Below are 20,418 nucleotides of genomic sequence, written 5' to 3' on the forward strand. Positions count from 1 at the left end.
CACGGATGGCCGACAACACGAGAATCCCCTCTCGTGAGCCGGGCAGAAGGAGTTCGAGAGTGTCGGAGAACAAGCGTCGCCGCCGCGGCGGAATCGCCATCCTGGTCGGCATCATGGCCTGCTCGGCCGTCGTGTGGCAGTCCTCGAACGCCGCGTTCAGCAGCCAGGCCCCGAACAACGCCAACACGGTCGGCGCCGGCACGGTCACCATCGTCAACAGCTCGGCCACGGCGATGTTCGCCAGCTCGGACGCCGCGCTGGCCCCGGGCCAGTCGCGCACGGTCTGCCTCGGCGTGCGCTACAACGGTTCGCTGGCCACGCCGACCATCAAGATGTATTTCACCGGTGCGCTGGAGCGGAACACCGAAGCCGGCAACCTCGATCCGTGGGCCGACGACTACACGTCCCGCATGGACGACGACAGCACGATGCAGATCCAGGTCAACAACACCAACCTCGGGTCGGACCCCGGCAACAACTGCGACCCGGGTGTCCCCGGCAGCGTCGGCACGTTCAGCAACGTGGTAGCAGCGACAAGCGTGCATGACCTGATCAAGGACAACACGAACTTCACCAACGGCCTGGCGACGGCGACCCCATGGGGAACCGTGACCGCGGGCCAGTGGCGGGTCTTCAAATTCATCTACACGCTGAACACCGGGGCGGACAACGCGGCCCAGGGCGACGCCGTCCAGTTCAACGTCGTGTGGGAAGCCCAGAAGTAGCAGGTGCAACAAAGGCCCCGGCGGGAGACTCCGCCGGGGCCTTCGCGCGTCTCAGGTCCCGCTGATCAGGCGCATCGCCAGGTCGGGGCTGAAGGTCCCGGCCGGCACGGTCGGCGCGATCCCGCAGAGCCCGTCCGAGGTGCCGACCGTCTTGATCCAGAGCAGCATCTCGGCCCCGCCACCGACCTGCGGCCGGGTGCCCAGCTTGCGCCCGGGCGGGTTGCACCACTGCCCGTTGTGCCCGTTGCCGTTGCGGCTGGTGTCGATCACGAACGGCTTGGCCCCGCCCAGCGAGGCGTTGACCGCGTTGGCATAGGTGATCGACTGCGCCGTCGTGTAGTAGTTCGCCACGTTGACCGCGAACCCCCGGATCCGGGCCACCCCGGCGTTGCGCAGATAGGTCGCCATCTGACCGGCGGCGACCCAGCCGGCGTTCCCGGCGTCGAGATAGGCCCACGTGTTGGTGGCGCGGGTGGCGAACTGGTCGACCGCGAAGTTGAGCAACGCGTTGCGGGCCGAGATCTGGGCGCTGGTCATGCACGAGTAGTCACCGAAGGCGTCCGGCTCGATGACGACGACCGCCGGCCGGGTGCCGATCGCGCTGGCGAACGCCGAGATCCACGTACGGTAGGCCGCGTCGGAGGCCGCCCCGCCCGAGGAGTGGCCGCCGCACGCGTCACGCCCGGGCAGGTTGTAGGCGACCAGGATCGGCAGCTTGCCCGCGTTGGCGCCTCGGCCCACATAGCCCCCGACGGCGGTGCCGATGGTCGGGCCGGACGAGCTGGTGAACCACTTCGCGATCGGGTAGTCGCCGATCTGCGCCTTGATGGTGGCGGCCCGCGAGTCGGTGGGGTGCTGCGCGACCCACGTGTTGGGCACCGAGTCGGGGTCGACGAGGAACCCGTTGGTCGAGTCGAGCGGCGCGGCCGAGGCGGTGCCGGCCGGCACGAGGACGGTGGTGACCGCGATGAGGGTCGCGGCCAGGAGGACTTTCAGGGGACGGTTCATGGCTGTAACTCCCGTGTTAAGAACGAGTTACCACACATGAACGACCACCGCGGACGTTCACGGAACAATCCGTTCACTTTCGATCACAACCGTACGGAACCGAAACGGGCTCACGAACCAGGCCGCCCGACCGAAACGACAAGTAGGAACCGCTGACGTCGACGGTCTCGGAGGCATGCGCCGTGCGGCTGACACGCAGGGCGAGCCGCCTGACGATCGTCGCGGCCCTGGTGGCGGCCGTGGTGACCGTCGCCGGCTCGACCTGGGCGGCCTTCACCGGCACCACCGCCAACAGCGGCAACACCCTGGTCGCGGGCTCGGTCGTGCTCTCCGACGACGACTCGGGCAGCGCCCTGTTCTCGACGGGCGGCCTCAAGCCCAACGCCTCCGTCGTCAACTGCGTCCAGGTCTCGTACACCGGCAGCCTGCCCGCCACCGTCCGGCTCTTCGCCTCGGCCACCAGCGACACCACCGGCCCGAGCGGCACCGGCCTCCTCGACTATTTGCGCGTGCGGGTCGAGGAGAGCAGCACCGGCTCGTTCGGGTGCGCGGGCTTCGGCAGCCCGGCCACGATCTGGGACACCAGCGTCAGTACGTTTCCCACCACGTACGCCGGCGGTTTCCCCTCGGCCCTCTCCTCCTGGCCCACCGGCACCAGCCGCACCTACCGCTTCACGGTCACCGTCGAGCCCACCGTCCCCGACAGTTCGGACGGCTCCTCGGCCACCGCCACCTTCACCTGGGAGGCCCACAACACTTGACCTTGGTGGCGGCGGCCCGTAGAAGCGAACCATGCTCGATGGACAAACCCTGCGCGCGACTCTGCCCGGGCAGTGGCGGGTGCTGGCGACGACCTTCCCGATGTGGCTCTCGGGGCGGCGGCTGCGACCCGCTTCGAGCGGTCGCTGGTGACCCCGGCCGGGATGGACGTCATCGGCCGCGGTCCCGATGAGCGCCCCGGCGCCCGCGACCGTGTCTCTCCGGGCATCACCGCGGACGACCGTACCCGGTTCGATTCGCTGACCTGGCTCGGCTGAGACCGACGGTCCAGAATTTACGAATGACCTTGCCTCCGGCCGCGCCCGGCATCCCCGTACTGGGAAATGCTCTTCGGATGATGGGTGACGTCCAGCAGTTCTTCGTGGACACCTATCGCGAGATGGGCCCGGTCTACCGGGTCAAGGCCCTCAACCAGGCGTTCGTCATCATGGCGGGCGAGCGGGCCAACCGGTTCCTGCTCGAGCGCGGCGACGAGGTGTTCTCCAGCGAGGAGAGCTTCGGCGGGCTCAACCGCGAGTTCGGCATGCGGGTCCACGTGCTGCGCGGCCGCCCCCACCGCCACCTGCGCAAGGTCCTCGCGACCGGCCTGTCACGCGACCTGCTGGCGGCCCGCTGGGACGAGGTCGTCGCCGAGACCACCCGCACGTTCGACAGCTGGGCGCAGCGCCGCGAGCTGCCGGTGGTCGACGGCTTCCAGCGCCTCGCCGCCGCCCAGCTCTCGGTCGCCCTGACCGGGGCCAGCTCGGCCGCCCGTTTCGAAACCCTGCGCTGGGCGTTCGAACTGGTCCTGGACGTCACGATCGCCGGCAAGTGGCCACCCCTCGTGCTCCAACGGCCCGCCTACAAGCGGGCCCGGGCCGAGATCCTGGCGTTCGCCCGCGACGCCCTCGCCGAACGCGCCGCCCATCCCACCGGCTGCACTCCCGACCTGCTCGACAGGGCCCTCGCCGCGGTCGACGAGAACGGCGACCCCTACCCGCTGGACGTGCGGGCCGGGATGGCCCTGCAGGGCTACTTCGCCGGCATCAACACGCTGGCCTACCTCTACAGCTTCATGCTGCACGCCCTGCTGGCGAACCCCGGCGTGCGGCAACGGGTGACCGCCGAGGCCGGCTCCGAACCGCTCACCTTCGACCGCCTGCGCCACATGCCCGCGCTGCATGGCCTCGTGCTGGAGACGCTTCGCGTGTATCCACCCGCGCCCGGCTCCGCCCGTACGGTGACCCGGGCCTTTGACTTCGAGGGTTTCCGGGTCGAGGAGGGCCGCCGGGTGCTGGTCGCCACCTCGGTCCCCCACCAGCTGCCGGAACACTTTCCCGACCCGGCCCGCTTCGACATCGACCGCGATTTCGCGGCCGCCCGCAAGGCCTCGGTCTACGCCCCGTTCTCGGTCGGCAGCCACACCTGCCTGGGCGCCGGCATGACCGAGGTGCTGGCCGTGGCCACGATGGCCTTGCTGGTGCAGCGGCTGACCGTCACCGCGGCCCGTCCCGGCCGCCCGCTGCGCGTCACCGCCACCCCCGGTCCCAACCCCGGCAAGCGTTTCCGCGTACGGGCCGAGGGCCGCCCGCTCAGCACACCGTCCCGCCATAGTCGTTGACCGGGTCGCGATAGACCCCGTGGATGTGCTCGGCCGGATCCCCGCCCATGGCCTGCGGCGAGTATTCGATGACCACGTGCGGCCCGGTGACCCGGAAGTAGGCCGCGCTCCCCGGCGTGGTCGGCCCGTGCCAGGCGAACCAGGTGTCCGGCAGCTCCGCCTCGAGTTGCGCGAGCCGCCCGGCGGCGAACCGCTCGGCGCCCAGACCGCCGTACTCGCCGATCAGATCGAGGAAGGCGGCCCGTTGAGCGGCGTTCATGGCCGAGCCGGGCAGCCCCACCGGTGCGATGCTCCGGCAGTCCTGTCCCGCGCCGAGTTCGAGGTCGATCGGCGTATCGCCCAGCACGGCCCGCTGCCGGGCGCCGCCCTGCAATGACCCGACGAGGGTGAACGCCTGGTCGATGATGTCGCCGAGCGGCCGTACGGTCCGCCCGCCCGATTCGTAGGTCGCCGGCTGCACACCCAGGAAACTCGGCGTCAGCGAGACGGAGTCGCCGCTGATGGTGGCGTTGACCGTCACGTGGTGGCCGCCGAACTGCCACTGCCAGCCCTCGGTGGCCGACGGCTCCCCGATGATCGCGACCCAGTAGTTCGGGCGGCCGAGGTTGGCGCGGCCGTCGGCGGCGGCCAGGGCGTCGTCGGCCGCCCATTGAGCCATCACGCGGTCGAAGCCCTCGGTGCTGAGCGTGGCCCGCATGACCGTGAGGAACGCGTCGACCTCGGCCTGGTCGAGGTCGCCGATCATCAGGCCGCGCCGGTCGAAGACCTGATGCGGCAGGTTGGACCAGCGCTGCCGTTGCTCCCGGTCGTCCCGGTCGAACAGGACGTCGTCGCGTTCGCCGCCCTCCAGGGTGCCGAGGAATGCTTCGGCGGCGGCCATGATGTCGGCGGTGCCGGCCTGGCCGCTCCGCGACGGCGAAGGCACCGGAACCGCGCTCGAGGCCGGTGGGGGCGCCGCCGGATCCCGTTCGGTCGTGCACGCGGCCAACCCGAGGGCGAGCAGCACGGTGGCGGCCGTCGAACGCCCGCTCATCGCGGGTCCGTGACGACGACGGCCGCGTACGGGCAAGGGTTGAGGGTCTCGGACATCACGCGCGTCCCGGTGGCCGGCACGGAGGCCACGAGCACCCCGGCCGACACGAGCAGAGCCGCCGCGCTGAGGAACATCGAGTTCAGGTGTCGGAACATGGCACCGAAGATGCCCGGCCGCCCGGCGGTCCACCAACGCGGGAAGCGGTTGCATACTATGCGTGTGGTGCATAGTGATCTCGGGTTGTTGCAGGAACTGCGTGTCCTGGCCGTGCTTCTCGAGGAGCGCAACGTCTCCCGCGCCGCGGTCCGCTTCCACCTGAGCCAGTCGTCGATGAGCCGCACCCTGCAACGGCTGCGCACGCAGTTCGGCGACGAGCTGATGGTGCGCTCCGGCGGTGGCTACGAGCTGACCCCGCGCGCCCGGGAGGTCCAGCGGGAGCTCGCGCATCTGCTGCCGCGCATGGAGAACCTGGTGGCCGGCCGCGGTTTCGACCCGGCCGTGACGACGGGCGTCCTGCGGATCGTCGGCACCGACTACACGACCACAACCCTCGGGCCGCACCTGTTGCCCCGCCTGGCGACGGCCGCCCCGCATCTCGAGATCCGCGTCGACCAGCGCGACCGGGACAGCTACGCCGATCTCGAGCGCGGCCGCGCCGACCTGGCGCTGTCCCCGGTCGTCCCGGCGGCGCCCCTGCGCTGGGAACAGCTGTTCACCGACGACGTGGTGTGCGTGGTCGACCGTGCACACCCGGCCCGGGAACGATTCTCCTTGACGGACTATGTCGCGGCCCGGCATGTGGTGGTCACGCCGCTGTCGCAGGAGCAGCCGCTGATCGAGCGCTGGCTGCAGAACAACGGCCACAGCCGGGTCGCCGCGCTGCGGGTCACGCACTTCAGCGCCAGCTTCGTGGCGTTGCCGGGCACCTCGCTCGTGGCGACCGTCCCGCGCCGGCTGACCGAGGTCCAGGCGGTCGATCCGCGGCTGCGGGTGGTCGAGGCGCCCGAGGAGTTCGACGCCTTCGCGTACGGGATGATCTGGCACGCCCGCCTGGAGAGCGACCCGGCGCACGTCTGGCTGCGCACGATGGTCCGCGCGGCGGCGCGGGAGCTCACGTCGGGTCGATGACCGGCATCGTCAGCCAGAGCGAGGTGCCCTCCTCGACGTCGAGGTCGAGCCAGATCCGGCCACCGTGGTATTCGACGATCTTCTTGCCGATGGCCAGTCCGATGCCGGTTCCGTCGTACGCCTCGCGCGGGTGCAGCCGCTGGAAGATGACGAAGACCTTGTCGGCGAACTCGGCCTCGATGCCGATTCCGTTGTCCCGCACGTTGATCCGCCACTCGTCGCCCTCGCGGACGGCGCTGACCCGCACCATCGGCGGCACGCCGGGACGCCGGAACTTCAGCGAGTTGCCGATCAGGTTGACGAACAGCGTCGTCAGCAACGGCTCCTCGCCCTCCACGACCGGCAGCTCGGTCCAGGTGATCGAGGCGTCCTCGCCGGCCCGCGGCTCCAGCTGTGACCTCACCTCGGTCAGCACCCGGTCGAGCGGCACCTTCGTGAACCCGGTCGTGATCCGGCCGACGCGGGAGAACGCGAGCAGGTCGTTGATGAGGCGCTGCATGCGCTGGGCGCCGTCGACCGCGAACGCGATGTACTGGTCGGCCCGTTCGTCCATCTGGCCGGCGTACCGGCGCTGCAGCAACTGGCAGAAGCTGGCCACCTTGCGCAGCGGCTCCTGCAGGTCGTGCGAGGCCACGTAGGCGAACTGCTCGAGGTCGCGGTTCGACCGGCTCAGCTCCTCGGCCTTGAGTTCGAGCTGCTGGTTGGCCGACTCCACCTGCGTACGGGCCTCGCGCACCTCGGACAGCTCGGCCGCGATGCGCCGGCGCATGCCGTCCACGTCCCCGGCCAGGCTGGCCAGCTCGGGCGAGCCGGCGGCGTCGATGTGCCGCTCGTAGTCGCCGTCGGCCACCCGGCGCACCTGCCCGGCGAGGTCGGCGATCGGGCGGCTGACCAGCCGGTCCAGCAGCAGGAGCATGAGCCCGCCGACCACGACGAGGATGACGGCGGCGGCGACCTCCAAGGCGGCCAGCACCGACGCCGTACGCCGGGCCGCGCCCGCCGCCTCGTTGCGCAGCGCCAGAATGTCGGCCTGGAGCTGGTCGACCGAGGCCCGCAGCGCGTTGAAGCGGGTGTCGTTGGCCGCCTCGTCCAGCCCGGCCGCCGAGCCGGTGCCGGTCGACCCGGCCGCGATGACCGGATCGGCCACGTCGGAGCGCCACTGCTGGGCCAGCTGCCGCACCTGGTCGAGGTCGGCGCGGATGTCGTCCCGGCCGCCGTCGGCGTTCAGCTCCTCGATCCGCGCGAGGAGCTTCTGTTCGGCGGCCACCCCCCGCTCGTACGGCTGGAGGTTCTTGGCCGAGCCGCTCAGCGCGAACCCGCGGACGCCGGTCTCCTGGTCGAGGTAGGCCGAGTAGAGCTCCTGACCGGCGACGCGCATCGGGCCGGTCTTGTCGAGCAGCACGTCGAGGTTCCGGTTGCTGTCGGCCGCGGTGATGGCGGCGAACGCACCGATGCCGGCCAGCAGCAGCCCGGCCACGGTGAACAGCAGCACCACGCGGCGGCGGATCGTCCAGGACCGCACGCGGAATCTGTCCATTGTCATCGGGGGTCCTCGGGGTGGGCGCGATCGGTCGACGGGCAGTATGGCGTACGGCTTTCGCCCCACTCGTCCGGGTGACGCCCTTCCGTGGCGGTCCAGTGGCCGTTCAGTGGCCTCGGCCAGGATCTTCAGCGTGAGCGACGAGGTGCCCAGCGGGCCGGTCCTGGGTGACGAGCAGTTCCGGCGGCTGGCCGGCTATGGGGAGACCGAGCAGGTCGAGGCGGGGCAGCTGCTCTACACCTCGGGCGACGAGGCGTACGACTTCTTCCTGCTCGGCACGGCCACTGTGGACATCGTGCGGGACGCGACGGTGCTCGAGGCGGAACGGCTGATCTACCGGGGCCGGCCGGGCGACTTCCTGGGCGAGCTCAACCTGCTCACCGGCCAGCACGTCTATCTGACGGCCCGGGTGGTCGCCGCGGGCACGGTCGTGCGCATCGTGCCGGCGACGCTGCGGCGGGCTGTCGCCGAGCACGCCGACCTCGGGGACGTGCTGCTGGAGGCGTTCCGGGTGCGGCGCGACGTGATCCGGGGCGCGGCCGGAAGCGCGTTGCAGATCGTGGGCCGGCCCGACGCCGCCGAGACGATCAGGCTGCGGACGTACGTGACCCAGCTCTATCTGCCGCACGCCTGGCACGACGCCGGTTCGCCGTCCGGGGCGGCGCTGCTCCTCTCGTCCGGGCTCGGCGCCGACGACCTTCCGGCGGCGGTGGTCAACGGATTTGTCCTGCGCCACGCGACCCCCGGGACGGTGGCCGACAAGCTGGGTCTGACCTACCGTCCCGGCCCCCGCCGTCCCGACCTGGTCGTCGTGGGCGCCGGGCCGGCCGGGCTGGCCGCCGCCGTCTACGGCGCGTCCGAGGGCCTGGAGACGGTGCTGCTGGACCGCAGCGGGCTCGGCGGGCAGGCCGCCAAGAGTGCGCGGATCGAGAACTACCTGGGGTTTCCGCAGGGCATCAGCGGCGAGAGCCTGATGCGCCTGGCGATGGCGCAGGCGCTCAAGTTCGGCGTACGGATCCACTCCCCCTGCCCGGTCTCAGGTCTCGACCCGGCCGGTCCGGCCGTGCTGCTGGCCGACGGCACCCGGATCGAGGCCGGGTCCGTCATCGCTGCCACCGGCGCCCACTACCGGCGCCTCGACGTGCCCCGCTGGGCCGAGTTCGAGAAGTCGGGCGGCATCCGTTATGCGGCAACCGAACTGGACGTCCGGGCGTGCGAGAACCAGCCGGTCGCCGTGATCGGGGGCGCCAACTCGGCCGGGCAGGCCGCCCTGTCGCTGGCCGGCCACGGCGCGACCGTGGACCTGATCATCCGCGGCGCCGACCTCGAGGCCGGGATGTCGGCCTACCTGACCGAGCGCATCCGCAAACACCCCGGGATCTGCCTGCACGACCGCACCACCGTCCGCGAGCTCGACGGCGGCCCGGCCCTGGAGGCGCTCGTCGTCGAGCGGGACGGCGACCGGCGCCGGCTCGACTGCCGGGCGCTGTTCTGCTTCATCGGCGCCGACCCGGCCTCGGGCTGGCTGACCGGTGTGGACCGCGACGAGCACGGTTTTGTCGTCACCACGGCCTATCAGACCAGCGTGCCGCGGGTGTTCGCGGTCGGCGACCTGCGGTCGGGCTCGACCAAGCGGGTCGCCACGGCGGTCGGCGAGGGGGCGGCCGCGGTCTCGTCCGTCCACGCGGTGCTGGCGACCGCCTGACCTGTTCCTCTACAGTCAGCCACGTCGCACCGGATCCGCCGGTGCGAGGTGGGGGCAGGCAGGTGGCGACGTCTCCGGCGGCCGGCGCGGGTCTGAGCCTGCAGGTTCTGGGGCCGCTGCGGCTCATGCGCGACGGCGTCGAGCTCGACCCCGGTCCCCGTCAGCAGGCCTTCCTGCTGGCGCTGCTGCTCGTGCGGGCCGGCCGCCCGGTCAGCACCAGTGAGCTGATCGACCTGATCTGGGGTGAGGACGCCCCCGCCTCGGCGCTGAACATCCTGCAGAAATACGTGGGTGCGCTGCGCCGGCTGCTCGAGCCGGAGCTGCCGGTCCGGGGCCCGGGATCGTTCCTGCAGCGCCGCGGCAACGGTTATCTGTTCACGCCCGCGCCCGGCATGGTCGACGTGGTCACGTTCCGCGAGCTGGTCGCCGCGGGCCGGGCCCACGCCGGGCGGCCGGAAGCCCTCGATTCATACGAAAGGGCGCTGGGCCTCTGGTATGGGCCCGCCGCGGACGGTCTCGCGCCGGGCGCCGCCGCTACGGCCATCTTCGACGCGCTCAACGGAGAGTTCGCCGACGCGTGTGTGGCCGCGGCCGACCTGGCCGTCGCGCAGGGCCGGCCCGGCGTGGTGCTGCCGGCTCTGAATCGGGCCGCCACGATGTCCCCGCTGGACGAGAACGTGCAGGCGCGGCTGGTCGTCGCGCTGGGCGCGGCCGGTCAGCAAGCGAAGGCGCTGTCGGTGTTCCAGGCCGTGCGGGCCCGCCTGGCCGACGAGCTGGGCATCGATCCGGGGCCGGCCCTCATCGCGGCCCACCAGCGGGTGCTGACCCGGCCGGCCACCGCGGTGAAGAGCGATTTTCCCGTACGGCCGGAGCCCGCCCCCGCCGAACGTCTGGTGGGCCGGGCCGAGGAGCTGACGGTGCTGCGCCAGGCGGTGGAGGCCGCGCTCGCCAACGGTTCCAGCCTGGTGATCGTCGAGGGCGAGCCCGGCGCCGGCAAGACCCGGCTGCTGGAGGAGACCGGCATCGAAGCGCGTCGACGCGGCGCGTCCGTGGTGTGGGGCCGCTGTCTGGAGGGGGCCGGCGCCCCGTCGATGTGGCCGTGGGTGCAGGTGATCGGCGCGCTGATCGAGACCTTGCCCGGCCCGGACCGTGAGCCGTGGCAGAACGGCGAGCTGGGCCGGCTGGTCGGATCGCCGTCCGGGGTCCCGGGCACGCCGGTGCTGCCCGACAGCGGCGCCCAGTTCCGGTTGTTCGAGCAGGCGGTCGCGCTCGTCGCCCAAGCGTCGTCGCGGCGGCCGGTGGTGCTGGTCATCGACGACATCCAGTGGGCCGACGTCGCCTCCCTCGACCTGTTGCGGCACCTGGCGGCCCGGCTGCCGGTGGGCACCGCGGTGATCGGCGCGTTGCGCGACCGGGCGCCCGTGCCCCGGGCCGAGGTGGCGCACACGCTGGCCGCCGTGAGCCGTCAGCCCGGGCACCGGCGGGTCCGGCTCGGGGCGTTCGGTCCGGCCGAGGTGGCCGAGCTGGTGCGCCGCGAGACCGGTCGGGCGCCCAGTGCCGCTGCGGCACGCAGCATCCATGCCCGTACGGGCGGGAACGCGTTCTTCGTCCGCGAGCTGTCCCGGTTGCTGGCCGACGGCGAGCTGACCGAGGACGCCGCGGCCCGGGCCGGAGTGCCGTCGACCGTGCGTGACGTCGTACGGGACCGGGTGTCCGGCCTCGACGACGACGCCCGGGGCCTGCTGCAGATGGCCGCCCTGATCGGCCGTGACGTCGATCTGGGCCTGCTCGCGAACGCGGCCGGGCTCGAGGTGCAGAGCTGCCTCGACCAGCTCGAACCCCTCGAAGCGCTGGGGTTGTTCGAGCCCCGCCGCGACGACCCGTTCTCGTTCCGGTTCGCGCACGACCTGGTCCGCGAGTCGGTGGCGTTCACGACGTCGACGCCACGGGTGCCCGGGCTGCACCTGCGGGTGGCCGAGGCGCTGGAACGTACGGCGGTGGACGACGACCCGATCGTCGAACGCCTGGCCCACCACCTCTGGGCGGCCGGACCGCTCGCCGACCAGGCCCGCACGGCCCAGGCGCTGGTCCGCGCGGGCCGATGCGCCGGTGCCAAGTCGGCGCTGGAGGCGGCCGCGCGTCATCTGCGACTGGCCGCACAGGTGGCCCGGGCGGCGCGCCTGGCCGACCTCGAACTGTCGGCGCTGTCGCTGTTCATCGCGGTCGACGGGATGCGCGCGGGCTACGTCGGCTCGGCCCTGGACCTGCTCGAACGGGCCGAACACCTGGCCCGTGAACTGGGCCGGGAACGCGAGGCGGCCGACTTCCTGTTCTCCCGCTGGGCCGCCCACTCGCAGGGCATCCAGCTCGACCGGGCCGGCCGCCTGGCGCGGCGGCTGCTCGAGACGGGCGAGGCGTCGAGTGACCCGATCGTGCGCGCCTACGGCCGGCACGCGTGGGGCATCCACCAGTGGGACGTCGGGAACATCGGGGAGGCCTACCGCTATCTGAGCCTGTCCAATCCGGCGATCCCGGCCGACCCGGCCGGCCGGGAGCAGGCCCCGCTGCGCCACGACCTGCAGATGCTGTCACCGGTGATGCTGGGCCTGATGACCGCCCTGCACGGCGACGTCGCGGCGGCCCGCACCCTTCTCGACAAACTGGAGACCGAGGCCGGCGACGACCCGTACGCGATCACCGTCTGGTCGGCCTTCTCGGTCACGGTCGGGGCCTTGGCCGACGATCCCGAGTGGGCGTTGCGCGCGGCCGCCCGAGGCATAGCCCAGGATCCCGAGTTCTCGTTCGTCTTCCTCGGCAGCTACCAGCGTCTGGCGCAGTGCTGGGCCCGAGCCGTCACCACCGGCGACCCCGACGCCGCGGCCGAGGCCCGCCAGATCATCGACGCCGCTCTGCTCGACCCGCCGCGCTCGGGCCTGGCCACCTGGTCGGCGTTGCTGGCCGAGATGTGGCTGGCGGCCGGACGCCTCGACGAGGCGGGCGCGGCCCTCGACCGGGCCGACGGGTTCCTGGCCCGCTACGGCCAGCGCTACGCCGAGGGCTTGTTGCTGGTGCTGCGGGCCCGGTTGATGCGCGCTCGCGGCGAGCCGCCCGGCGAGGTGCGGGCCATGCTGCAGCGGGCGCGCGCGTTGTCAGCCGAGCGGGGCGCCTACTTGTTCGTCCGCCGCGCGCAGGACGAGCCGGGAGCCTGAATCCCGACCGCGACGCCGCCCACTTCACCCGCCGCGCGCCGCCCACTCCACCGGCCGCGGCTGTCCGCTCCACCCGCCGCGCGCCGCCCACTCAACCCGGCCATGCGCCGCCCGCATCACCCGCTGTCCGGTCCGCGCGCTGTCCGCCTCCACTCGCCGCACGCTGCCCACGTCATCCGCCCGCGCCGCCTGCCGCACACTGCCCGCTTCAAACCGCCGCGCGAGGATGCATGGCGCGGCTGAGGACCGCCTCAATCTCGTCCGCCACAGGTAGTACCAATCGCGCTTCAATCTCGTTCACCGCGCGACTTCGGCTCAGGCGACAGCCGCGGCCGCCGTCTCCATGAAGGCCACCGTCCTGTCCGGGTGTGAAACGAAGACCAGGTGCGAGGCGCCCTCGACCACCTCGACCGTCGCGGCCGAGCGCTTGGCCATGAACTCCTGCGCGGCGGGCGGGATGATCAGGTCGGCGCCGCTGATCAGGTTCCAGCTCGGGATCGTCTGCCAGGCCGGCGGAACCGAGGCGGGTTCGCCCAGCGCAACCCCCGAGGCGGGCCGCTGGGTGATCGCGAACAGCGCGGCCTCTTCGGCGGGCACATCGGCCGCGAAGTGGGCGTGGAACACCCGCGGGTCGATGTAGAGGTCGACCTGCCCGCCGGGCAGTGGCACCGGCTTCAAGCTCTCCCCCACCGTGCTGCCCGGGAACTTCTCGACCAGCGACTGCGCGCTCTCCCCGGCGTCCGGCACGAACGCAGCCAGATAGACCAGCGCTCTCACGCCAGGCCGGCCGCTGGCCGCCGAGGAAATCACGGCCCCGCCATACGAGTGACCAACCAGCACGACCGGCCCCTCAATGCTGTCGAGCAGCGCCCCCACCTGCTCCGCGTCGGAGCTGAGCCCCCGCAACGGGTTCGCCGCCGCAACCACCGGAAAACCGTCCGCCACCAGCCGCCGGGCGACTTCGGTAAACCCGCTGCCGTCAGCAAACGCGCCGTGCACCAGCACGATCGTCGGTTTGGTCAGTTCCATGTCCCAGCCTTTCGTTCGTTTCGCTGTCCGATTGCTCGTGTCGCCGTCCGGTGCTCGCCTCGCCACCCGGATGCTCGCTTCGCGGTCCAAATGCTCGTTGGCTGCACGGTTGCTCGCTTCGCTGTCCGAACGCTCGTCTCGCCGCCCAGATGCTCGCTTCGCTGTCCAAACGGTCGTTTGGCTGCACGGTTGCTCGCTTCGCTGTCCGAACGCTCGTCTCGCCGCCCAGATGCTCGCTTCGCTATCCGAACGTTCGTTTGGCTGCGCGGTTGCTCGGTTTGCTGTCCGAACGCTCGTTTGGCTGCACGGTTGCTCGCTTCGCGGTCCGAACGCTCGTTTGGCTGCACGGTTGCTCGCTTTGCTGTCCGGATGCGCGTTTCGCCGTCCCGGACGCGCGTTTCGCTGTCCAGATGCGCGTTTCGCCGTCCCGCGTGCTCGTCTCGCTGTCCAAATGCTCGTTTCGCCGTCCTGCGTACTCGTCTCGCTGTCCAAATGCTCGTTTCGCCGTCCTGCGTACTCGTCTCGCTGTCCGAATGCTCGTTTCGCCGTCCTGCGTACTCGTCTCGCTGTCCGAATGCTCGTTTGGCTGTCCGAATGCTCGTTTGGCTGTCCGAATGCTCGTTTGGCTGTCCGAATGCTCGTTTGGCTGTCCGGGCCGAAGCTACGGGCGGGCACTGGACGGGCAATGGACCTGGCCGGCGGCCCCGTGCAGTGTTCGTTCCGTCGGCGTCAAGTCGTTCCGGCCACCCTGAGCCCGCACAGGTCGGGACAACCGGGAGTCGTTGGATGGTCGAGCACGAGCAGGCCGATGTCGTCGTGATCGGGTCGGGCATGGGTGGCCTGGCCGCGGCCCGCACGATCGCGCAGTTCGGTGGAAGGCGGGTGCTCGTTCTCGAACAGCACTACACGCTGGGCGGGATGACCCACGAGTTCTCCCGGGCGGGCCGGTTCCAGTTCGGCACCGGGCTGCACTACATGAGCGCCGACGCCGGCCCGTTCCTCGAATACATGACGGACGGGCGGGTGCAGCTTCAGCCGCTGCCGGACGACTACGACGTGCTGCACTTCCCGGGGTACGACTTCGCCGTGCCCGCCGGGCGGGAACAGTTCCGGGACCGCCTGGCCCAGCAGTTCCCCGGCGAGGTGGGCGCGGTCGACAACTTCCTGCGCACCACGCGCCGGGCGATGACCGGTCTGGCCGCACGCAATGTGCTCGCGTCCTTCCCTCCCGCCGTACGGGCAATGGGCTTCCCGATCGTCCAGAGTCTTTTCCCGTCGACCTATCGCTCGGTGCGGGAGCAGGTCTTGCGCAGCTTCCGCGATCCACGGCTACGGGCGATCCTGGCCGCGCGCTGGGGCCTGTACGGCACCCCGCCTGCGACGAGCGCCTTCGGCAGCCACGCCTCGGTGCCCCTGACCTTCTTCATGGGCGGAACCGCGCATCCCGTCGGCGGCCCCAAAGAGCTCGGCCGCATCGTGCTGGAGAGCCTTTCCCCGTACGGCGTGGAACTGCGCCCGCGGCAGCGGGTCGACGACATCGTGGTTGAGCGCGGACGGGTGACCGGGCTCGACGTGTCGGACACCGCCACCGGGCGCCGGTACCACGTGCGAACCGGCACGGTCGTCTCGGCGGCCGGTGTGCGCAACACGTACGGGCTGATCGGAAGAAGCGGCGATCTGGCCGGTCTGCCCGAGGAACCGTCGGCCATGATGCTGTTCCTCGGGATGGACGGCTCGCCGGCCGAGTTCGGGGTGCGCGGCGAGAACCACTGGTTCATGCCCGATCTGGACGACCACGAAGGTTTTCACCGTGCGCCGGGCGAGGGCACGCTGTACGTCTCGTTCGCGTCGCTCAACAATCCGGCCGCCCGCTTCCACACCGTGGAGGCGCTGGAACTGGTCGACCCCAAGGTGGTCGACCAGTGGCGGGGCACGCCTGAGGAGGAGCGGCCGGACAGCTACCGCAAGCTCAAGGCCGACCTGACCGAGAAGCTCATCGCGCGGCTGGACCGGCAGTGGCCCGGGTTCCGCGACCGGATCGCGTTCGCCGAACTCGCCACGCCACTTTCCTTCGAGACCTTCCAGCACAGCGTGCTCGGCTCGTTCTACGGCCTTTCCGCGACACCGCAACGGTTGCGGTCGGCGCGGGCCTCCTGCCGTACGCCGGTCAAGGGTCTGTTCGTGGCGGGACAGGACGCGTGGGGTCCCGGTGTAGTGGGCGCGCTCGCCGGCGGCCTGATGGCGGCCAACACCGTGTTGTCGCCGCGGCAGACCGGTGCCATGTGGCGGACGGTCCGTGGCGCCGTCCCGGCTCGCGACCCGGGCACGCCGTGGCAGGGCTATCTGCGGGTCACTTCCGTGGAGGCGCTGACCCCGAACATCCGGCGGATCCGTCTCACGCCGCTGGACACCGGTGTCATGCCGTTCACGTTCGTGGCCGGGCAGTACCTGAAGGTGGACGTGCCGGTCGCCGTCGAGCCGATCGAACGCTCCTACTCGATCTGCAGCGGTCCCGGTTCCTCCTATGTGGACATCGCGGTGAAGCACGAACCGGACGGGCTCGGTTCGAGCTTTCTGCACAGGGAGATCCGGGCCGGGCTGGCGCTGCGCGTCAGCGGCCCGCACGGCGAGTTCACGTGGGCGCCGGATTCCGGGCCGGGTCCCCTGCTGCTGATCGGCGGCGGGGTCGGCATCACGCCGCTGATGAGCGTGCTGACCGCGGCCGCCGACGCGGGCCACACCGGGCCGGTCACCCTGCTGGCCAGCTTCCGCACCGACGAGGAGGTCGCGTTCGGGCCCGAGATCGAGCAACTGCGCGAGCGCCTGCCCGGGCTGGACGTGGCGATCGTCGTCACCGGCCGGCAGGGCCGCATCGGCTTGGAAACCCTTCGCCCGTACGCCGTGGGCGCCGCCCGCGTGCACCTGTGCGGCCCGGCCCCGATGATGCAGGACGTGATCGGCCACCTGACCGCGCTCGGGGTGCCGCGCGCGGCCATCCACACCGAGGCCTTCGTCTCGGGCCGCAGCCGCGAGACCCGCCGGGAACGGGCGCACGCCATCGCCCTGGCCGCGGCTGCCACCGGTGTCACGGAATACACCATCGGGCTGCCCGACGGTTCGGCCTTCCCCTGTCATCCCGGCCAGTCGGTGCTGGACGCGGGCAACACGGCCGGCATCGACCTGCCGCAGTCGTGTGGGGAGGGCGCCTGCGGCACCTGCCGGGTGCGGGTGCTCTCCGGCGCCTACGAGACCGACACCCGGGGCATGTTCTCGGAGGCCGAGCTGGCCGAGGGCTGGCGGCTGGCGTGCCAGACCCTACCCACCGAGGACCTGACCATCGCCCCCTGACAGCAGCCGCAAACCCCGGTCGGCGGGGCTGCCCGGGGCCGCGGTGAGGGCGATCAGTTGCTGGTCGGGGTCGGCGGCGTCGGTCAGCGTCGACCAGTCGAGCTCGAGCAGGCCCGCCACCGGATGGTTCAGGTTCTTGGTGCCCGCGGTCCGCACGGCCACCCGGTGGTCACCCCACCAGCGCCGGAAATCCGGATCGCGGACCGACAGTTCACCCACCAGCATGGCCATCCTCGGGCTCTCCGGGTCGCGCGAGGCCTCCAGCCGCAGCTGGGCCACGCAGGCGCGGGCCATGTAGTCCCAGTCCACATACATAGACCGCACGGCCGGTTCGAGAAAGACCAGCCGCACGAAGTTGCGCTCCCGCGCCGGAACCCGCCCGAAGTCGGTGAACACCGCGGCGGCGAGCGGATTCCAGGCCAGGATGTCGGTGCAGCGCCCGAGCACGAGGGCCGGGGTGTTCGAGAGGTCGTCGAGCAGGCGCCGCAGCTGCGGCTGAACCTTCTGCGCGGGCCGCCGACGGGGCCGACCGGCGTCCTTGCCCGAGAGCTCGAACAGGTAGGCCCGCTCGTCCTCCCCCAGCCGCAGCGCGCGGGCCAGGGCATCCAGCACAGGCTCGGCCGCCCGCCGGCGCCCCTGCTCGATGCGGGTGTAATAGTCCGGGCTGATCGAGGCCAGCAGCGCAACCTCTTCACGACGCAGCCCCGGCACGCGCCGCCGCCCATCACCCGGCAGACCCGCCGCCTCGGGGCTCAGTTCCCGGCGCCGGGCCCGCAGAAAGTTGCCAAGTTCGCTGCTCACGGGCCCAAGTCTGACACCACCACCAGCCGCCTGAGGGGGCCAGTCCCGTCCCCCTCACCGCCGCGCGCGACGCGTGCCACCGCCACCGGCCCGCCCCTCACCGCACGCGACACGCCCAGGCCGACACCACCACCGGTCCGGCCGTCCCGCGCGATGCATGCCAACGCTGACACCGCCGCCGGTCCGGTGAGGGGGCCAGTTCTGTCCCCTTATCGCGGCGTGCGATGCGTGTCAGGGTCGGAGCATGAAGATCGACGTCACGTTTCCGAGCAGCAACCTGACGATCGCCGGGATCCTGTTCCTGCCCGACGCGCCCGCCACCGAGCGGCTTGCCGCGGTGGTGGTCGGCCATCCCGGTGGCGGGGTCAAGGAGCAGACCGCCAGCATCTATGCCGAGCGTCTGGCCCGCGAGGGCTTCGCCGCGCTCGTGTTCGACGCCGCCTACCAGGGTGAGAGCGAGGGCGAACCGCGCGGCCTGGAGAACCCGTTCCAGCGGGCCGAGGACGTCAAGTCGGCGGTGAGCTTCCTGAGCACGCGCGACGAGATCGACCCGGGCCGGATCGGGGCGCTGGGCATCTGCGCCTCGGGCGGTTACGTCCCGTACGCCGCCCAGACCGATGTGCGGATCCGGGCCGTGGCCACGGTCAGCGGCAGCGACATGGGCACGGTCATGCGCGACGGCCTCGGCGGCGGCCAGTCCCCCGAGACGCTGCGCGCCATGCTCGAGGCCTCGACGGCGGCCCGCACGGCGGAAGCCCGGGGCGGGGGCGTCGTGCTCCAGGAATGGATCACCGATGCCGTGGACGAGGAGACTTACGAGTACTACCGCACGCCGCGCGGCTTCCACCCGCGGGCGGTGCCGCCCTGGCCCGTACGCAGCGTGGATCTGCTCGTCCAGTACGACTCGTACGCGCTGATCCACCTCATCGCACCCCGCCCCCTACTGATGATCATCGGCTCCGAGGCGAACACGGCCTACATGAGCCGCGAGGCCATCCGGAGGGCGGCCGAGCCCAAGGAACTGTTCGTGGTCGAGGGCGGAACCCACATCTCGATGTACGACCGGGACGAACACGTGACGCCGGCCGTCGCCAAGCTCACCACGTTCTTCACCGAGCACTTGGCCTAGCGCCCGCGTCCGTGGTGCAGCCCGTCGGCCACTCCTCCGACACAGCCCCGAAAACCAGGCGGCCCTGACACGCGAGCCGGAGGGTCCCGGCGCCCGTCTCCACATGGCTGACGCTGTCCGGAGTCGCGGGCGGCTTCCACACGCCGGATGTTCACACGGCCTTCGCGCGGGCGATGCCTTCTCAGGCGGCCTCCACGCAAGCGCCGGTGGCTATGAGGCCGATTAGCGGTCTGGTCGAGTCGCCGGCGGCGATCAGGTCTTCGGCGACCGCGATCGAGCCGCCATTCCGCAGTCCGAAGTCGGTTTTCCACATGAGCTCGCCGCGCATGTCGACCGCGATTGTCACGCCGCCGGGAAACAGCGCGGCCAGATAGTCGTCCGTGCAGGCAATCGCGCGGGGGCCGGAACGGCCGACCCGCAGGGTGCGCAACTCACGGAATCCGGCGTCGAAGAACGCGACGTGCCCTTTCTCGCCCGCCACCAGCAGAAACCGGTCCGACCATGTGCACGTGCTCACAGGCGCGTCGGTGAGCCGGATCCACGGTTCGGGCGGGCGCCCCGGATCCCAGACCCGGGCCCAGCCGTTCCTCGTGACCACCACGATCTCGCGGCCCCGGCAGTGCGCGCCTGCGACCGGATGCCCACCGGTGACGGCGGCCTGCCCGATCAGGCGTCCGCGCTGCACCTCCCATGCGGTGGCGTAGCCGTCGGCGGTCACGCTGAACACGTGCCGGCCGTTGGCGGCCCAGCCCGCGTGCGCCGGCCGCCGCGCCGGGCCCGCCCATTGGGCCAGGCGTTCGGCGGGCTGATCGGCCGGGAGCCGCCAGATCACCACCAGGCCGTCGGTCGAGGCCGTGGCCAGAAGGTCGGACGCGGCCGGGTTCCAGGTGGCCGTGACGATGTTGCGGCCCTGACGCAGGCGGCCGAACCGGCGTGGCCGGGCCGGACTCGTGGTGTCCCAGAGGGTCAGGTCTCCGTTGAGCGCGCCGAGAGCGAGACGGCGCGCGTCTGATCGGAACGCAATTGTTCCGGGAACGGACAAAGCCAATGCCGCAGCTCCCCACCTGTAGCCGACGGAATGGACGTGCTTCGCCCAGCACAAATCGACACTGATTTCGAATGGACGCGTTGCCCCGATCGGCCGACACCGACAAGAGCCTCGGAATTCGATGCATCGATATAATCGTCCACCGCGGACCCGGGCGCAAGACCTGACAATTGACGCCCTTCATTTCACCCTATCGGCAACAGTCCTTCTAGCCTCGGGCGTTCAGTAAGGGCTGCTGCTGGCGGCGTCCGGGAACGCGAAAGTGCCTTCTGATCTGGGATGATCTGACTTGTCTAGGATCAGAATCGTCCGTCACGGAAGGCACTCTCAAGGTG

General features: G+C 71.4%; 16 protein-coding genes. 9 read left to right on the forward strand and 7 right to left on the reverse strand.

Annotated features, from left to right (window positions below; translation table 11 throughout):
• Window positions 1-59 precede the first annotated feature (59 nt).
• A complete protein-coding gene (locus tag JIG36_RS29815; protein ID WP_203379695.1) occupies window positions 60-725 on the forward strand; it encodes a hypothetical protein in 666 nt (221 codons plus the stop codon).
• Between the two features lie 51 nt (window positions 726-776).
• On the opposite strand, the gene JIG36_RS29820 is transcribed toward JIG36_RS29815, so the two are convergent.
• The gene (locus JIG36_RS29820) at window positions 777-1,733 is read right to left on the reverse strand and encodes a glycoside hydrolase family 6 protein (RefSeq protein ID WP_203379696.1); all 957 of its coding nucleotides are present in this window, start codon (window positions 1,731-1,733) and stop codon (window positions 777-779) included.
• A 182-nt stretch (window positions 1,734-1,915) separates the two neighbouring features.
• On the opposite strand from JIG36_RS29820, the gene JIG36_RS29825 reads away from it, so the two are divergent.
• The 3 genes from JIG36_RS29825 to JIG36_RS29835 all read left to right on the forward strand — a co-directional run bounded on the left by JIG36_RS29825 (window position 1,916) and on the right by JIG36_RS29835 (window position 4,113).
• Window positions 1,916-2,494, forward strand: a complete 579-nt coding sequence (locus JIG36_RS29825) for a hypothetical protein (RefSeq protein ID WP_203379697.1) — start codon at window positions 1,916-1,918, stop codon at window positions 2,492-2,494.
• A 102-nt stretch (window positions 2,495-2,596) separates the two neighbouring features.
• Window positions 2,597-2,770 (forward strand): hypothetical protein, encoded by a 174-nt coding sequence (locus JIG36_RS29830; protein ID WP_203379698.1) that lies wholly within the window; start codon window positions 2,597-2,599, stop codon window positions 2,768-2,770.
• 23 nt (window positions 2,771-2,793) lie between these two features.
• Window positions 2,794-4,113 carry a cytochrome P450 gene (locus JIG36_RS29835; protein WP_203379699.1) on the forward strand — a complete coding sequence of 440 codons (1,320 nt, stop codon included), beginning with the start codon at window positions 2,794-2,796 and terminating at the stop codon, window positions 4,111-4,113.
• On the opposite strand, the gene JIG36_RS29840 is transcribed toward JIG36_RS29835, so the two are convergent.
• Entirely contained in the window at window positions 4,085-5,146 is a 1,062-nt protein-coding gene (locus JIG36_RS29840) for a DUF3500 domain-containing protein (RefSeq protein WP_203379700.1), read from the reverse strand. The two genes, JIG36_RS29835 and JIG36_RS29840, sit on opposite strands and share 29 nt — an antisense overlap.
• Window positions 5,143-5,301 (reverse strand): hypothetical protein, encoded by a 159-nt coding sequence (locus JIG36_RS29845; RefSeq protein ID WP_203379701.1) that lies wholly within the window; start codon window positions 5,299-5,301, stop codon window positions 5,143-5,145. Before JIG36_RS29845 ends, JIG36_RS29840 begins: the two co-directional genes overlap by 4 nt.
• A gap of 67 nt (window positions 5,302-5,368) precedes the next feature.
• On the opposite strand from JIG36_RS29845, the gene JIG36_RS29850 reads away from it, so the two are divergent.
• Entirely contained in the window at window positions 5,369-6,274 is a 906-nt protein-coding gene (locus JIG36_RS29850) for a LysR family transcriptional regulator (RefSeq protein WP_203379702.1), read from the forward strand.
• Here the strand turns inward: JIG36_RS29850 and JIG36_RS29855 are convergent.
• Window positions 6,258-7,817 carry a sensor histidine kinase gene (locus JIG36_RS29855; protein ID WP_236048433.1) on the reverse strand — a complete coding sequence of 520 codons (1,560 nt, stop codon included), beginning with the start codon at window positions 7,815-7,817 and terminating at the stop codon, window positions 6,258-6,260. The two genes, JIG36_RS29850 and JIG36_RS29855, sit on opposite strands and share 17 nt — an antisense overlap.
• 130 nt (window positions 7,818-7,947) lie before the next feature.
• On the opposite strand from JIG36_RS29855, the gene JIG36_RS29860 reads away from it, so the two are divergent.
• Complete coding sequence (locus tag JIG36_RS29860) at window positions 7,948-9,519, forward strand: FAD-dependent oxidoreductase (protein ID WP_203379703.1); 1,572 nt, start codon at window positions 7,948-7,950, stop codon at window positions 9,517-9,519.
• A gap of 62 nt (window positions 9,520-9,581) precedes the next feature.
• Window positions 9,582-12,728, forward strand: coding sequence for an ATP-binding protein (locus JIG36_RS29865; protein ID WP_307872957.1), 3,147 nt, complete (start codon window positions 9,582-9,584; stop codon window positions 12,726-12,728).
• 315 nt (window positions 12,729-13,043) lie between these two features.
• Here JIG36_RS29865 and JIG36_RS29870 read toward each other — a convergent pair whose 3' ends face one another.
• Window positions 13,044-13,757, reverse strand: coding sequence for an alpha/beta fold hydrolase (locus tag JIG36_RS29870; protein WP_203379704.1), 714 nt, complete (start codon window positions 13,755-13,757; stop codon window positions 13,044-13,046).
• A gap of 786 nt (window positions 13,758-14,543) precedes the next feature.
• On the opposite strand from JIG36_RS29870, the gene JIG36_RS29875 reads away from it, so the two are divergent.
• Window positions 14,544-17,105 (forward strand): 2Fe-2S iron-sulfur cluster-binding protein, encoded by a 2,562-nt coding sequence (locus tag JIG36_RS29875; protein ID WP_203379705.1) that lies wholly within the window; start codon window positions 14,544-14,546, stop codon window positions 17,103-17,105.
• Here the strand turns inward: JIG36_RS29875 and JIG36_RS54275 are convergent.
• Window positions 17,073-17,906 carry a helix-turn-helix domain-containing protein gene (locus tag JIG36_RS54275; protein WP_203379706.1) on the reverse strand — a complete coding sequence of 278 codons (834 nt, stop codon included), beginning with the start codon at window positions 17,904-17,906 and terminating at the stop codon, window positions 17,073-17,075. The genes JIG36_RS29875 and JIG36_RS54275 overlap by 33 nt on opposite strands.
• Before the next feature lie 244 nt (window positions 17,907-18,150).
• Between JIG36_RS54275 and JIG36_RS29885 the strand changes: the two genes are divergently transcribed.
• A complete protein-coding gene (locus JIG36_RS29885) occupies window positions 18,151-19,035 on the forward strand; it encodes an alpha/beta hydrolase (protein WP_203379707.1) in 885 nt (294 codons plus the stop codon).
• A 181-nt stretch (window positions 19,036-19,216) separates the two neighbouring features.
• On the opposite strand, the gene JIG36_RS29890 is transcribed toward JIG36_RS29885, so the two are convergent.
• Entirely contained in the window at window positions 19,217-20,083 is an 867-nt protein-coding gene (locus JIG36_RS29890) for a WD40 repeat domain-containing protein (RefSeq protein WP_203379708.1), read from the reverse strand.
• Between the last annotated feature and the right edge of the window lie 335 nt (window positions 20,084-20,418).

The sequence above is a fragment of the Paractinoplanes ovalisporus genome (assembly GCF_016834655.1).
Lineage (GTDB): Bacteria > Actinomycetota > Actinomycetes > Mycobacteriales > Micromonosporaceae > Actinoplanes > Actinoplanes ovalisporus.